Source organism: Microbulbifer regidiadema (SeqCode), from assembly GCF_052467605.1.
The window spans coordinates 796,809-813,908 of sequence record NZ_CP174316.1; the positions used below are offsets into that span (position 1 = coordinate 796,809).

Consider the following 17,100-nt stretch of genomic DNA (forward strand, 5'->3'; position numbering starts at 1 on the left):
AGAAATTGCGAAGCTCCCTAACTTCCCGCAACAAGCGGCACACATGCGATAGAGGAGGGGCCAGATGGGCCCCCAACCAGTGCAACCCCCCTCCAAAGTAACAGCAGCAATCTGAAAATTACGCCAAACTAACCATTAAAGGTGTATTTCACGATCAGCAGTAACTTCTCCAGCTTGTCCTGATCAACCTCGGCCACGCTGAGCTCGAATGGCGTATCCAGGGCGATGGTATTTACCTCACCTTGACACAGTCCCCACTCATCGATTCTCGCAAGGTTGACTGGTGCATCATCAATATCCAAGGCGAATGTGGCGGGGTTATCCGCTACTTGAGCGAGCAAGACGATATGAGAAATACTCGCCTCCAGCGATTGGGCCAGATAGGGCAGCCGGGTTCGCTCTAGGGTAATTTGTGTAGAACCCTGTCCTTTCAGTAAGTGCCACTCGTTGGGAAGTTCATGCTTCAGGTCAATAGCGCTATGCAACCCAGACTGGCTCAATTCCTGATTGATCAGTTGCAGCCGCTCAGTCATGCTGGACTCTGCCAAGGTGCGAAGCCCGGAGCCCCCATCGCGGGCGGTATAGCTTAAATGGAGTACCACGTCGGCAATGGTGTCATAGTTGAACTGGGCCAGCGTCTTGCTGGGGAGTTCGAGGCGCCAGCTACTAATAGCCCCCGTTCCCTCGAAGGGCAGGTAGCGATCGTCACGGAAATTCAGCTCAAACATACCGCTGTCCTGCTGGGCCGCCGATGTGGCAATAGATTGAATTGCGCCGATATTGTAGGCAAAACGCTCATCATTGCCGGGATCTTCGGCGTAACCGGTTCCGGCGAGATTGTCCGGGTGTAGGTCCCGGCGGTATTTATTGGTAACTAATGAGAGCTTGGCGCCCACTGACGTCTGCGGGCCAGCAACACAGGGCATACTTAGGCTCACAGCCCGAATACGGCGGAAATAGTGGCCGGGGTGATCCAAGTCCAAGATGGCTTCCGCTACTTCAAAATCACAGCTGCCGGTAGCTCTCAGCCTTGCCAGGGCGAGAGGGTCGAGCTGGGCCAGGGAGATATGCTTGGTAACTTCGTATTCGCGCTTGTTGTTGTCCAGGTAGGCCGCACTCATTCGATTGATGTCGTAAATAAGTTTATCCGCGCACTGTAGCCCTTTCTTTAAGCTGTCCCAATAGCCATAGGCGATAAAGCTATCCTGGCGACCCAGTTCAAATTGATAGTTGCGCTCAGCTTTTTTCGCCAGGTCGTGGGCGAGTTTATAAGCACTAAAATAGACCGAGCTGATTTTGCTCAGCATCCACTGATACAGCTCCTGATTGGTAAACTTGGAGTGCATGTACTCTTCGGTCTGATGGGCATTATCAATTTGCCGCTGGTGATTTTTCAGGTCTTCTTCGGCCATCGCCTTGCGAATTTCCGCTGCGGTAATCTGCTGGTCGATTGAATCCAGCTCCAGCAGTGCCTGGCTTTCCTGGTGTTTCCAGTCCTCGAAACGGCGATTGTAACCGCCGGTAATCGATGCTCTATTGGCTTCATAGGCGGCAATGCCCGCGAGAATATCCAGTACATCTGCGGCGGAATTGGCTGCGGCGGCGAGATTTTTGCCGCCCCATTCCAAGGTGATATGAGGGCTGCCACCAAAACCGGAGGCCCCGCCCAGAAGGGATGGCGCCATAGCCATAACCCCCGCAAGGGTGCGGCTGATCTGTGAGCCCAGCTGCATATCCTGGCTTTTGGCCAGCTTATCCAGGTTGAGCTGTTCTTTGGCGCTGATTTTCTCGATATTTGCGTAGAACTGGTGCCGCTCTTCGGTAACTTTTCGGGTGCGGCGGAGTACTTCGATTTGCTCTGTCGTCTCCTCAATCGCCAACTCTTTTTGTTGGGTGCTGGCTTCCAGCAGCTTGATTTCCAGTTCGCTGCGCAACAAGGCCAGCTCTTCAGCATCTCTCTTTTCCAGTGCCTGTAGCAATGAGCTTCCCAGGCTGCGGACTTCACCGGCGAACTCACTGGCCTTTTGGGACAGAGAGCTGAAGCGATAGTAGGGCAAAGGGGCGTTGAGTCCGGCAATCACGGAGGATATATCCAGGCCCGAGGCCGCCGCTTTCACCAGCATGGCCGGATCGATTGGGGGGGCAAACAGGGCCAGACTTCTTTCAACGCCATCAATATTCTGGCAGTGGCGAATTTTAAACAGCCGGTCGGCGATCCGATCCCAATAGGCCACCATCTGCTCATTTTGCGGAATACAAAAGTACAACATGGATAAGGTGATTGGTGCCGGAGGCAATTCAGCTCCGCCCTCGGGAAGGGCGGCTAGGTCCGGTAGGATATTTTCCAGCTCTACCAGCGCATTGCCGAGGGCCCCGAGCTTGCCCTGCAATTGGTTGTAAGTTTGCGGTGGTGGTTCTACGACAGGGGGGACGACGCGGGGCTTGGGCCCCAGCAGTTTATCCGCGAGGATATACATTTGGGTGGCCTGGGCGATAGACTCCATCGTGTCCTGGCGGAACAGGTAATCCCCCCACTCAACCAAGTTATCGATGTACTTCATCAGGATCGCCTTTTGGTAGGCGACGCTACGGAAGCGTGCAACCACATGGGGGCTAAATGGCTTATCCCGCCACTGCCGAATGGCAAATTCCAGCTCTTTAATTTCCGGCGTATTGGGATCGGCAATCCGGTATAACAATTGATCAATACGCTGTTCGATATACTCGTCTTCACTGCGGAGGAAGAACGGCTTGGTAACCCAGTATTTGTTGGGGGCCTCACCGGGCAGGGCCCCGGTCGGGTTAAAGATAAAGTGCAGCCACTCCATTGCCTCTTCAAAGCGCTGATTGCGTGTTAATTGGGTGGCAATCAGCATGGGCAGGTGGAAGAAGATTTCCCAGTTGTAACCGCTGTAGCTACCATCCGAAGAAAAATCAACATCCTCAATCGGGTATTCTTCCGGCACCACGGGGGCGGGATCATAGTAGTTGGCAAAGCTGAAAGCGGTTTGCTGCATTTGGGTGCTGCGCCGCATCAGGGCGGGAATACCTTCTTGATAGAGGATTTTGCGGAAGGCGCACATCAGCGGGTGGTACATATTGGCGAAGCGCTCACCGTACTGAAGCTCTGTGTAGGTCTGGAATTCTGACAGCAATTTCTGATAGTCATCATCATTGGGTAAGTCTTGCACAACATCCGCAAAACTCTCCCCGGCCTGTACCCGGGCAACCACCTTCAGGTAGAGGTTCAGAGCATCCTCTATAAACTGGATGACGTCAGATGCCGTTCGGCGAACTTCGGTAGTGGAAGAGCTTGCGCTGGTCAGTTCGCCGCTGGGATCTCCGGAAGCCCGGGCGTAAAAGCCGGGGATGATCACATAGCCCTGCTCACTATCCTCCATAAAGTAAGGCAGCAGTGTGCCAAGCGGGAATTTCAGCACCTTGTCATACTTGGCGGCGGTACTATTGCTATTACTGTAAGCCAGGATAAATAGGTATTGGATCAGTATCATTGCCCAATCAATAATGGTCATCTGATGGGGATAAGTGATACGGAAATTACCCGGGGTACGATTCAAAATATCGTAAAAGCCAAAGGGCGTTAAAGCGGTACGCGCAGCCATTTGGTCGGCCGGGTCCCAATTCCACTCTTTATAGCGCTGCACGGTAAGCAGTGTATCTTTGAAGTCCGGGAAGAAATCTGGGAAGGGGGCGTTCCCCTGGGTCGCCAGCTCTGGATAGCCTTTGCAGCCAGTGAGTAAAAAGGAGCCTCGCAGTTCAGTGGCGTCCTGGCCCAGGGCTTTTAGTAACAATACCTGGTCAACAGCCTGCAAATAGATCAGGTTGTAGAGCTCCTGTTGCAGGTTTGCCGTTGTATAGCTGGAGGGGGTCAACACCGCATCTTTCGATACCCGTTTGGGCTGCCAGCGGCCATCGGCAAACTCGCTGACGGCCAGCTGAATTTTTAGTTTGCGTTTGGGTTTGTCTGTCGCGGCGACAGTGCCCGGGGTGGAATCCGGCACTGTGGATTCGGGGTTGGGGTCGGGCTCCTCACTAAAGATTGGCCAGGCCAGGGTGAGCCGATTATTGCGCTCCAGGGCCAGCAGCTGGTCACTGGTAATATCCAGGTCCACCAGCTCCCACGGGGTCCAGTAGCGTTCCTGCTCAAACCTGCGGTAGTAGTAAGTGGCGGGATCACCGGATTTGGTGCGGGCAAACACATGCATTATACGCGTTGAGGTTTGATACCAAGTGGCCACCACCTCCAGGAAAGCCAAATCATCCAGTCGCTGCATATAGCCGATAAAGGCTTGCTCGGCAGTAAATTCAGTCAGCTCGTTTTGCTGTAGCTCGTCCTCGAGTTCGACAAAAAGGGAGGACTTGTCGTCGCGCAGTTCGGCTTCGATCCAGTTCTCTGGGTAGAGGAAAATCTTGTAGTTGACCTCGCGCAGGCGATAGAGCTTGAGCCATTTCCAGTGCTCCCAGCCACTGTCATTGTCTTTATCCGCAGCCGCTTTGGGTTCTAAACCCAATAGGCATCTTTGCACGAATAGCTGGATAGCATTGTGTGCCTGCACAATCCTTGAACTGGGCATACAGGCTTCCATCTCTACATCGATCAGCAGGTGATCGTAGAGATCATTGGTGTGGTTAAATTCTGGCCTCGTTGCGAGCAGATAGGCAATCAGGGCATCCCGCTTTTGCGGGCGAATAGCGTCCATCACTTCCTTGAGGGTCCCGAGCCAGGTGGACTCATCGTAGCGGGATTTCAATGCCTGGCGCAGTTGCTGTGTGTCGTCACTGTTAAGTGCGGGTTTGATGAATTGCTGGATTTGCTCGACAGAACTGGATAGCTGTCGCGCAAGCTCAGCGCTTTCCAAAATACGGCTCCAAGTGGCTGGCTTGCGATATTCGCTGAGATCAAATGCAGGGAAGAAGTGCGTATCGAGGGCGTCGAGTAAGGCGAGATCGTGTGCGCTGAGAAGTGCCAACCTATCCAGAAAATCCTCCCGGCTCGCCGCGCTTCCCGGGAGTGTCATGGCCAATACGGACCAAAAACTGATCGCGTTGCCGGCGTCGGCAGGGTCAGCCACCGCTGGCAGTTCCTCAGCCAGTTGCAGGGCTAGGATAATATTTAGGTAATCATCCAGGCGCTGTTCCTGCTGCCCACTCTCATTGGGAATTTTGTCAATCTCTAGCCAGTCCAGTGCTTCGCTGTGTTGTAGCAACCAGTTGAGCAACGCGGCATCCACCTGTAGGGACAGAGCTAACGGCACCAGCTTGTGCAGGAGCCGCAAAGCGGCAAAGTGCAGCGGGAAATTGCCTGCTGAGATTACCGGCGGCACAGGGGGTTGATTCAGAGTGTCAATCAGGTCATCGGCCAGTAGTAGTTCAGCCAAAACACCGTGCCCCGGCAGTGGCTGTTTTAATTCTGCTGCCTTGAGTATTGTGTCGATAATATCTGAGTCGGCTTTAAATGCAGATGCGATACTGGTGGTTAGTATCTGCTGTTTCGCAATAAAAAACTGATGGGATGACAGGGCGCTCATTAGTACTTGCAGTAAATCTTTACTGGCCTGGCTAATATCTGCATCTGGTGCGAGTAAATCGAGGGTATCAATTGCGGCATTGATAGATAGAGTATCGAAAGTGGCTGCAAACAGATTATCGATCAACCCTTTTGCAGCAGCAGCAGAATCCCAGTCCCGCTCCAGGAATCCCAGGATGGCTTTGCCATCATCTTCACTAACCTGGGTGAATTGGCCCAAGAGTTTTAGCAGGGCCTCTTGTTGTTCAGCAGACTCCAGGTTTGCATCAAAAGGCGAGGCATTATCGATCCATGCCTGCTGGTAAGCGCCTTGGAGTTGGCCCAGAATCTCTTCGATGGATGCCGTCTTAAGCTCCAGTACTTCAAGATCCTCTGCTTGGTGGTACAGCCAAAATCGTAATGTGGACAAGCCGATGGGCAGTGAACGGGTCACTTGGGCATAGTGGACGAATTCGAGCGTATCCAAAGGGGACAGCAGAGGGTCTACCGCACAGAGATCAATCAGGATATCGATATCTTCAGCACTTAATTTTTGACGATGCATCAAGTGGGTTAGCAGGAGCAGAGAGCTGAGATTTTCAATATTGAGAATATTGTCTGCCAGCAACGTCAGCAAACGGTTAAAAGACTCACTGTCAATTTGCAGGCAGGTTGCCAGGCTGCCGGCAACATCGGCAAGAAAACCCGTTCCGTCAATATTTTCCCGAGCCAAAGCCTCATCGATAACGCCGTTTTTGGCCTTGTTTTGGAAGACTCGTGGATAGTTTTGCAGGGGAATTTCGCCATAGCAGGCAATGAGATCATCAATATCAATTTCACTGAGGCGGCTCAGTTCCGACAAATCGCCGAGAAGGCTTATCGTATCATTGTCCAGCTGGCCTCCACCTAGGGCGGGCTGACTGATAATGGCGTCCAGAGTTTCCAGCTTCCAGCCGGTTACCTTCTGTAGTCGCAAGAAGCGATGGATTCTATCCAGGGCACTATTGTCGAGGTTGGCAATCTCCTTTTGATCCAGGTTGCAGGTTAAATCCAGGTGGCGGATAAATAAATTGCTGTCGGGATCAATGTAATTCAATGCCAAGAGGCGATTGAGCTCAAGGTAAGTCAGTGCAGTTTTATCTAGAAAAGTGCTGACAACAGCCAAATCCGGCAGGGGGGTATTCCAATAATCGTTTTGTCCGGCAATATCATCCTGGGTGATCAGCTGCCGTTCGCTGTCGTTAAGCCCCAGGCGCTCTGCTGCGATCACATATTCTTGCGGGTTGCTGCCTACTTGGAACCTGCGCATAAGCTCTGCGCGGTCGACATCAAAGCGATCGAAATAGGCTATTGCCTCGGTATGGTGAAGATCAAATGGCAGTGTGAAGGCGAAATTACTTGAAGCCAGTTCAGAGTAGGCCGCCTGGTTGACATATTCGGGAGCAGCCGCCAGCTCTTCTGCTGGGGAAAGGGTTTGCCGCAGCCGAAACAGGGTATAGTTATTACCGCCCTGATTGACCGCCTTAACTACCGCTTTGGTATCGCGGATATAGTGGGGCAGGGTTGTCGATACCCCGAGGGTTTCCGAGGGGAAAACCTGGGCATTTTCACTGATGGGAATACCATTGTTGAGCAGAGCCGTATGCAAATTGTGCGAGATACTCCCAACCAGAGGGTCACTACCACTGGCGAGGTCGCCGCTATAGGGTATGCCGGTATCTGGAGCGATCAATGTCTCCAATTGTTCACAGACTAAATCGATATAGGGAACAGGGGTAACGGCGTTAGCACAATTGAGATCAATTTCCCCCAGATCTGGGCGGCGCTCAAACAGCAGGTCTCGTGCGTGATTCGTTGTTACCGGCGGGGCAACGGTCAGGTCTGTAACATTGCGGTTATCGACAAATTCCAGTAGTTCAACCAAATAGGCGGCGGGTCCATAAACCGAGCGGCAGTGTTCGCAGGCACAGGTATCGGTGCCCTTAAACAGGGACTTTAAATTTGGATAATCCTCTGCGACTTGCTGTGCCTTGACCGCGAGTTTCTTTGTGTTGATTGAGGGAATAACATTGGCAGCGGCCAAATCCTGTAAATCTCCCGCAACCATCATTGCCGCGCTAGATAGGCTCTCCGCTTTGGCATATATCAGCCCCGCTTCTTCAGACTTGATGCCAGCGGCAGGGGCTATTTCCTTGAGAAAGAGGGATTTTCCCTTGGCAACAATATCCCGCGATGAGGTGATTCCCCGGTCCAGCAGCCCAGTCACCTTGTCGTACTGCGGCGCCAGGCGGTATACACGCTGTACTTTCTTCAACTCTTCGCGGGAAGCCTGATGCTCCTCGCCTGTTAGCTGCTTTTCCTCAAAAAGCTGATCAATATTTGTGCTTTTTAGATCAAATTTTGCCGTTTCATTGATAAGCGCCGTAATCTCTGCGCGGTTTTTTATACGCGGCTGCTTGTCTCTTTCCAGCTGTGCAAGGAATGCCTCTGATGGATAGGCACTTTCCAAGCGGAGTGTGAGCGATTTTGCATAGGTTTCAATAGCGCCGCTGGCTAATGGTTTGCTGCCTGGTCTAATTTCACTGTCAGCTTGCTTGAGCAGCTTACTCCAGTCCTCCTTAGACAGTTTCGCCAATCGCCCAATTTCATCCGTGCTTGAGATGTTCTCGCGCTTGGCCACTTGATCGATGAACACTTTGTCAAAGCCAAGAATTTCCCCTAATGCCAGCTCGGTTTTTAACTTTGGCGCGCTGCTGGCATCCACCAGAAATGCTTTGTTAGCTATTTTCTCCAGGGCGCTATCGAGGTTGCCAGGATTTTCATTGAGCAGGGTTGTGGCTTCATTGAGTTTATCTTTAGTCACAAACTGCGAGATAACTCCGAGAATGCGCTCTTGTCGCTCAGTATCAGCAAATTTTTGCGCTTCATCTTTATAAGTAGATAGAGTGTCCAGGTGCTTGGCAACATTGTTTGCTGTCTCTGAAGTGATGACTTTCTCAGCGACCGCCTGCTGAATACCCTGCTCAATTGCTGCACTATCGGTCAGTGCCGCCTCATATAGTAATGCTGTAGTGTCGCTATCTATATCGACAGAGAGGCGCAGCTGTAAAGGCTGCCTAAAGTCGTTTCTGAGTAGTGTGCCCTGCTGTAAAAGAGCGTAAAAGAAGGGCGCTTCAATACCAGATGCTTCTTCCAGGCGCTCGGCCAGTGCCAGGTAAGTGATACTGCTGCGTGACTGCCCGGTGCGTTTTGCCAGGAGTGATACATCTCCATTCTCGCTGGTCTCTTCCAGCTCTGCGGCTCTGAGGTTGCCCATCAAGGGCTGGATATCCTGTCTCAGTGCATCGTATTCAATGCTCTCCCGAGTGATGTGCTGCTTAAGGGTGACATTAATGACCTCCCGGCTGCCCGCAGGAAACAAGGTGCTGTCGGGTGCGGTGCGGAAAAGTAGCGTTTCGCTGATGGGCGCCAGTATTTCCAAGCCCAGGGCAATACTCTCTTCGCCTGCCACATCACTTTTAGACACCCACTGGAGCAGGTACTTTCCATCAGCGCCAACGCTCGTCTCTCCCAGGGGGCGTAAAGAACGAAGCCCCATATCGTAAGCTCTAACCAACAGTCCTTCGGTAGAATCACCATAATTGCTGGTGACTGCTCCCATGATGATATTGTTCTGTGCCATGGTCGCGTCCTATTTGTCCTTTTTCGTTATTCTTCCAGGTTGTTAATAAACTCTAGAACGGCTTCTTGCTCTGCATCGGTCAGGGCATTTGTTGCTGGTTCAGTATTCTGGAGTAACTGTGAATTAAGCATTTGTTGTTGGCGATAGGCTTCGCTGCCGGGCCCCCGGGAATCATGGCATATCGCACAGAAAGGATTGCGCCCCTCTTCAACCATCTGTTCGGTAAAGCCCTCGGGGACTGGGAAGTGGGAGGCATCCATGGCCATTTGATTCAGATCCCACACCAATTCTGCTGTACCTACAACGATACCTGGTGGAGTCCAATAGAAGATATCGGTAGCAATGCCTTTACCCACATCCCCTGTATCTCCACCCTCAACCAAGGCATCGGTTGTCTCAGCTGCCGGGTTGACGGATTGAGCCGCCGCATAGGCATCCCCGCCAGTCAGCAGTGTTCCGCCGGCAACGGCACCGCCGACAAGCAGGCCAAGTGGACCTCGCCCCCTGACTCTTGGTCCTTTTGCTTTTGCTCGTACTCTGGTCTTGGTTTTAGTCTTGGTCTTTGTGTCAGTGGGGGTTGAGCGTGTTCCCTCGCTGGTATGAGGTTTGGAAGAGGTCTCTAGTACATTGCCGTCTTTGTCTTTAGTAACCGTAACCTTCTCCCCCTTTGAGGCATCGCCCCCAGGTCTGCGGATAACAGAAGAAGTAAAGAGTTTTTGAAATTGATATTTGCCGGCAGCGACAGTGTGTACGTTAAAGACCTTGCCGCCTCCAGAGCCCGAAACCTTGGTTTTAAATTTACGCGTATTCGTAGTTTCCCATTGGGCACCTGATTGCAAGGCCGGTAAATATTTTTTCTGTGCCGTAGTCCAAGGTGAGCTCGCCTTGCCTTTCATTTCTACGGGCTCCCAGCCTGTTGAGGTCTCGACAAAGAAATCTGCGCGACCCTTGACCCAGTTACCGTTGACCTTCACCCGGAACGGCACCTCTTTACGGTAGTTCACGCCCTGATCGACGAGGAACTCCTCAAATAATCGGGAGGCCTTTTGTTCATCACTTTCATGGCCATTGGTATCAGTGAGTGAGACTGGGTTATTTTTCGAGTATTGATAAACATTTAAAGCATCTTCAATGCCACTGGGGTCTGCGCTCAACCATCGCCCGAGCCAGGCGATGTAGAAGCGGGCGGAGTGATAGGAGAGACCGGTTTCATCGTCTCTCTCCATTCCCACATAGCGATAGCGTTTTGCTGCAGCCTGGATATTGTTGTTGGTTGCCTGGTAGGCGGTTGTTCCAAAAGGGTGGTACTCCTCGTAGGAAATAGTCTGGGCATTTTCGTCTACTTCCAGGCAGGCACTATTTAAATGGTTGCTGATTTGATAGCGAATAAGGCTGGGCAGAGTGCCGTCGTCGATATGGTTGCGCCGGTCAATCAGGGCTATTCGCCCCTGATCATCAGTGACAGAGAGGCTGTGCCTGACCAAGCCATTATTTTGCCCCGATAGCTTTTCATAGCGCTCGTAGTTGCCCAGATATATACGCTGCTCTTTTTGCTGAGCTTGCTGGCCCGGCGCTGCTGCCAGCTCAGTTATTTTTCGAATACGCTCCCCGTCCGCAGCATACTGATAGTAGGTTGTCTCGGGTGTTCCATTGAGTACTTTTTGGCGAATGGAAAGCACCAGCTTCTCTTTAAAGTTCCAGCCAAGCTCCTCCAGATGAGGCATGGAGTTGATATAGCCGTGGTTTGGGTGATAACCGTAAAGATAGTTGTCGCCGGCAACGCTGGTGGAGGTCATCCGGTTATTGGCGGCTTGGTAAGTGTAATCCCGTGTCCAGTTGTTTCCTGAAGCCTGGTGCTGAACTTGTAGCAGGTTGCCGGCAAGGTCGTAGTCAAACAGCTGGCTATAATTCCGTATCGCCGCAGGATCACCATTGCTGAGAGCGTGCCGAAAGGACAGGTCATTCCAGTTATCGTTGGCCGCGAATACCAGCGCTGCATTGTTTTCTCGGCCTGTGGCCGTGCGCAGACGGTAAGCGGCATCGTAGATGTAGGTAGACAGCCCACTGGTAACCTGATTGTTGAAAAACTGCACTGGTACTGCGTCGTCCAGTGTATGGCTAATGTTACCGGTTGCATCGTAGGTAAATCTCAGGTCCTGAAGTACCTGGTTGCCTCCGGCGGTGGAACTGACTCGCAGAAGGTTAAAGTTTTTACTGTCGTATTGATATTCAGTAACCACACCATTGCCCAACTCTAACCGGACTCTTTGCCCCTTCGAGTTGTAATCGACATTATTGATGATCGTTTGGAGCAGACCGCCATCGGGCTGAAACTGCTTCTGCTGGAGCAATCCTGCTTCATTGTAGAAAGTCAGCTCAACAGAGCCGTCTGGTGCCGTCGATTGGGTGGGCCTGCCCAGGGCGTCCCGCTCTGTGGTGGATATAAAGACTTCATTTTCCAGATCGGCGATCAAATTGGGATCGGTCCAGTTAGGTATGCCTTTATAGTCAGCAAACAGCTGTCTGTGATTATTCAGGGGCTTCCCTTTGAAGTCATAAGACTGCACCAGAGAGAGGCCGCCGGTGTCATAGTATCGGGCCACCCGGCCGCGCAAATTGTTGTTTTCCGGGACCGGCTCCGCTTCGCCGTAGAAAATACGTTCAAAGAGATGATCCAGTGGCTGTACGCCGTCGCCACCGATAACTCGCGACTCTGTGGGCCTGCCTAGTAAGTCATATTGATATTGGAATTCGTGGTTGCGCTCATCCCAAGTCCGCAGTGGTTTGCCATCCACATCTTCGAGTATCCACCGCTGTCCCGAGTCCGATAGATGCTGATAGGCATCAACGCCGAGCAAACTGTACTGATAGCTGGCAACTTGATTGCCGCGCGGATCAGTAACCGATAGCAGGTTACCCTCAATATCCAGCTCGCCAATCGCTAACATAAATTCATCACCGCCATTAAAGCGATTGTGCTGAACCTGTAAGACCGGGCGCCCGAGAGGGTCTAGGTGTTTGATTGAGGGGGTATCGTGATAAATTTCTGAGGCTGTAGCGGCTTCGGCCTCTTTCAATGGATCTTTACCTTCGCTACTTAGCTCCTCATTGATCAGTTGGTTAACCCGATTGTGATGCCAGGAGGACTCCAACACAGTATCGCCAGGGTCATAAGTAATGTGGCTCCAGGAGCTAAACTCAGTTTTACTGAAGGTGCCGTCCGGGAGCTGCATCCGTTGCTCCCGCCCCAGTGGGTCGTAATAAAAGATCGCGGTGACTCCGGTTTCCACCAGTTCACGCCGGTCTTCATAAGCGTGACTGGTGGAAAAGTAAGGTTCATACCGTTTGACCGGGTTACCTTTGTTATTAACGGCTACCCGGCCGGTGCCCACCCAGCGTAAATGCGGCGATGTATCCACCTCTTCAATCACCACGCTGTTATCTGGGCCCATAGTGAGGCGTTTGGCCAGGCCGGGTTCGGCCTGACTCTTCTCCATCACCACTTCACCCAGTCCGCCGTGGTATTGAAAATTGATTTGTATCGGTGAGTTATCGTTTTGTTGAAAGTGCTGTTCCCGAATAATTGTGGCGACCGCTATCGGCGCCCCCGATGTTTGAAATGCTTCCAAATCGTAGACATAACGGCTACTGGCATGGCCCAGGAGGGTTTGCCCCAAACCAACCAGTTCATTGGAGTTCGCCGCTGCAAAAAAATCACTGGTGTGGCCCGCCTCACTCTCACTGGTTTGGGCTTCGTGTCCGATCAGGTCATCCGCTTCCCCCCCTTTACCCAGTACCGCTCTCACTTTTACAAAGCCCAATTCATCAGAGAGGGATTCTGAAAGGTTGTTATTGGGATCGCGCAGGCGGCGCGGGGTCAGTGTGCGAAAATCAAACTGTTCGACGAGGGTGCGGTTGCCGAGAGCATCTTCAGAGGATTCAATAAAGGTAAATGCCGCGAGGTAGCTGACTTTTGTCTGGGCCCCAACAGGATTTGTATAGCTCACCGGCATAAAGAACCGATTTTGTGCGGCACTGGCCATCTCGCCTTGCTGAAGGTAGTTCACATGCCCTGAGCGTATCCACCAATTGCTATCGCCTTCGCTATGTACATAGGACCCGGCCAGCAGGGTTGCATTGTCAACCTTTCCGGCAAAGATCTCTGTTAGCAGTGCGGGGGTGTAGGCCAATTGATAGGTCTCAAAAGGGAGAGCCCGCGATTCCAATTGATGCAGCGGTAGAGGCCCACTTAAATCGTCGCGATAATAAGTTGAGCGCAGATGCTCTATCAGGCGTCGCTCCGGCATGCCGGGCGGGGGATCATTGTGCTTTTGAGGGTAGGGCACCTCCGCAGCCAGGGATGCCCCGTAAAAGTCGGCGGGGATAAAATAGTCACCTGAAGCGGCTATGCCCCGTAACTCATAGGTGCGCTCTTCTGAAGGTAGTGGCAGCTGCCTGGTATCATCGGTTTCGACTGCGTTGGTAAAGTCCATCACCTTGTAGCTGATGGATGTACGCCCCTGGGCTGCTTGAGTCGCGAGCGGCAGATCTGTATCTACCTGCGCACGGGGGTACATCACGCTCACGGATTCCAGCAAATTACCGTATTGATCAAAATCGAGGTTTATTGTGTGTGCGATACGAGGATCTTGAATGTCCCGTTCATAGGCGTAGCTGATGGATTCACTGCTGCGCACGGCAAATACCGCATAGGGGTTTTGCCCTTTGGGCTGGATTAGCTCAATGTGGCAGTTGGAGGCCTCCACCGCGAAAGGGGTCAGTTGTAACCGCAGTTCTTCGGAACCCGGATTGCTAGCGGGAGCATCCAGGGCAAAGACCTCGGAGCGCAAAGACATACTTTTACAGGCGCGGGCGGCCTGGCGGTGCTCAATGGCATTGAGCTGATCGAGTAGGGAGCTTGGCAAACCATCAGCTACAGAAATAGTGGCATCCGGTAAGCGCTGTTCACTGTGCTCGGCACTAAACCCCTGTCGCTTAAGCTCCGCATACCAATAGGAACCCTCAAATTGAGCGAGAATTTCACTCTCCTGAATAAATGCGCCGGTATGAAACCACTGACGGGTTAGCACTGGGGCCTGGTGTAGGGGTTGCTCCACAACATTGCTGGACTCCCCCATAACCCAATGCTCAAACTGCTCAGAATCGGTTTGTTCTACCATGCCAAACCCGCGAAACTCTCGCTCCGCGTGGTCAAAATAACCGTGGGCATAGCGATAGTGGCTCACAAAACGGTGCCCGGTAATCCGGTCTAAAGTCTCGACGGCAGAGAGACACTGTACCGGGAAGTGTAGTTTTGTTACCCAGGGGCGGCCTGCCTGTTCATCTTCGATATAGAACTGTGTCGAGGGGGTGAATGTCAGGTTCACCTCTTTGCCCATATTATTGCTATAGCCTTTCATTAAATGAGGCTTATGGCTGCTCATCAGGTCGATATAGCGAAGCGGGGCTGCGGAATCCTTATCTAATAAGCTGGACCACACCAAGCACTGGGTCCCCGTGCCCAATAAATCAGCCAGAGTGACATCGGCCAAATTGTGGATTTCTGCAAAGAAGTCCACTTCAAAGGGGCTGGAGGACAGACTATTGCCACTCAGATTGAGCCAGCAGGAAGCCTTCTGCTTACTCAGATAAACAATATCTGTAGTTCCTGAACCACTAATATCCCCCAGGCGTAAATACGCGGGATTAAACGAATCTGGCGCGTCGAAGAGCGGAGGGCTGTTCATCGCCACTTTGCGGCCAAATCGGCCATAGCCCAGGTTGGGCCAGTAGCACACCTCTGAAGCGCGGATGCGCACAATATCATTGAGGCCATCACCGCTCATATCCGCAATAAAGATACTCTCTTTGCTGTCGGCGAACACGATGGCCGGGCCGGACTCCTCATCAAATAACTTCGCGACCCGACGGGCGCCGCTATAGCCATCCCGGCCCTTGGATTCATACCAGGTAAAAGTATGATCTTCAGAAATCAGGATATCTGCTCTGCCATCTCCGGTGAGATCCAGCAGTTTGGCGTGAGGGCTACGCTGATCGACTTTGGCCAGCTGTTGGAAGCTGTGAAAGTGCGGCTCATCGCCAATTGCGCCAAACTCAAAGTAACCCTGGGGGCTGGAGCGAAAATTAACCAGTTGTTTGGCGCCATCCGCATCCAGGTCCATCAACTTCCAATGACCACTGGTATTTTGTACCGCTGGTTGGGGGGCAACGGCCTTGGCTACCTCAAAATGACCTTTGCCCAAATTGCGCTTGTAATACCAGCTGCCAGAGCGCTCCACCAGAATACCGGAAAGCCCCTCGCTGTAGAGGTCTGCCAACTGATAGCTGGAAGAAAGGCCAACGGGTGCATTGGTAATATTATCTGTGTCAATTACCTGAACATGGCGGCTCCAGGCATGTTGCTGGTAGTTGAACACCATCGGTGGCAGCGATTTACTGGAGTAATCGCCATTGGCATCTTTGATATAGCCCCGAGAGGTAATGGATCGCAGGAAGGTAAAACCCTGCTGACCGTTATCGTCGTGTTCAAAATCGAGAGAGCGGACCAGGGCTACGCCGCCAGGTAACTCCTGGAATTGGTGAAACAACAAAACACGCCGACATAGGCGGTTAGTGCGCAGTTCAAATCCTGGCTTGTAATTGGAAAAGGGGTCTTGCCGCTGAGCCCAGCTTGCCGTTTTAGAGTAGGGTGGACTGAGGTCATACTCACCGTAATCAAATGCGGTATGAAACATATAGTCCAAAGGCTCTGGGAATATATCCTCTAAAGCAGAGTAGGGTGTACGATTTCCGTAGTAGATATCGGTGAGGTAACAATTGCTATACTGGAGTTGATCCCCCTGGCGGCGATTACTATTGCAGGGTAAGTTATTGTCTAGCCCAATACTATCTTCCTGTTTGTAAACATAATGGCAACAGTTGCCCAAATCATCAAAGATAAATTCAGGCAGCCATTCAAATACTTTTCGAACATCATTTGGGTCTGCAATCCTTGTAGCGTCACTCCAGCCTAAAAGAATTGTAATATTGTCCTTAGTAAGTATCCGCCAGCGAACCTCAAGGGTGTCTTTGTGCAACCAGCGCTCAATCCGGCTGTATAAACCTTCAACTCTGGGTCTGTAGCAACGTATCTGAAACTGGCCGTCCGCAGAGTCTCTCTCCCTTAACTGGTAGCCGCCACCGGGGTTTTGTAGAAAATCGCCCCCTGGCCCCTTGGCAAACTCTGGCACCAGGTCCTCTGCACTGGCAAATAGATAGGTATCTGAGTCTTCCAGATCATTATATTGGGGTAATTGACGGTTAGTTTTACGCTTAATCGACTCTAAGCTAATAGCCCAGCCCAAGCCAAAAATGCTATTTCCCGAGCCAGAGCTGTAACTCAACTGGAGCTGCGGTGCTACCCCACGAGCTGCCGCGACGGGTAAAGGTACTGAAAATGAAGCTGTTCCATTTGCCCCATTTACCGATAGTTTTTCATCAATACCGCGAATAGCACCGCCAGCTTGCGGTAACTCAATTTTAGGAATTTCAACAGTTTTCAGCTCGGAAAGGCCACCTTGTAAATTGAAGGGGCCTGACTTAGGTGAATCTGCATCATCGTCTTGCATACCGGTATCCAATTCGGGCTAAGGCCGTGTTGATAACTCAGTTAACGTAAGACAGCTTTTAGTTTTTACACTGGTGCACAAATAACCCAGCGGCAGGGAGCTCTCCACTATAACGGGTGTAAAGAGATCATCAAGTCTTTGTGATCAAACGATATTTAAGGGGTGGCTCATATTAAAAATAGTTACTTTTCGCCAAGGATTTTTTAATATCTACTTAGTGTTAAACTTTCTAATATAGATGCAAAGAAAGATTTGTCACTTTA

At 51.7% G+C, this 17,100-nt stretch carries 2 protein-coding genes; both read right to left on the bottom strand.

Going from position 1 to position 17,100, the window contains the following annotated elements:
- Nucleotides 1–128: 128 nt before the first annotated feature.
- Nucleotides 129–9,209: a Tc toxin subunit A-related protein gene (locus ACJJIF_RS04340; RefSeq protein ID WP_444931018.1), complete on the bottom strand. Its 9,081-nt coding sequence runs from the start codon at nucleotides 9,207–9,209 to the stop codon at nucleotides 129–131.
- 26 nt (nucleotides 9,210–9,235) lie between these two features.
- Nucleotides 9,236–16,837, bottom strand: a complete 7,602-nt coding sequence (locus ACJJIF_RS04345; protein WP_444931019.1) for a SpvB/TcaC N-terminal domain-containing protein — start codon at nucleotides 16,835–16,837, stop codon at nucleotides 9,236–9,238.
- Between the last annotated feature and the right edge of the window lie 263 nt (nucleotides 16,838–17,100).

Coding starts and splice junctions, on each gene's coding strand:
- ACJJIF_RS04340 (WP_444931018.1), bottom strand. CDS start 9,209: ATGGCACAGAACAATATCATCATGGGAGCAGTCACCAGCAATTATGGT.
- ACJJIF_RS04345 (WP_444931019.1), bottom strand. CDS start 16,837: ATGCAAGACGATGATGCAGATTCACCTAAGTCAGGCCCCTTCAATTTA.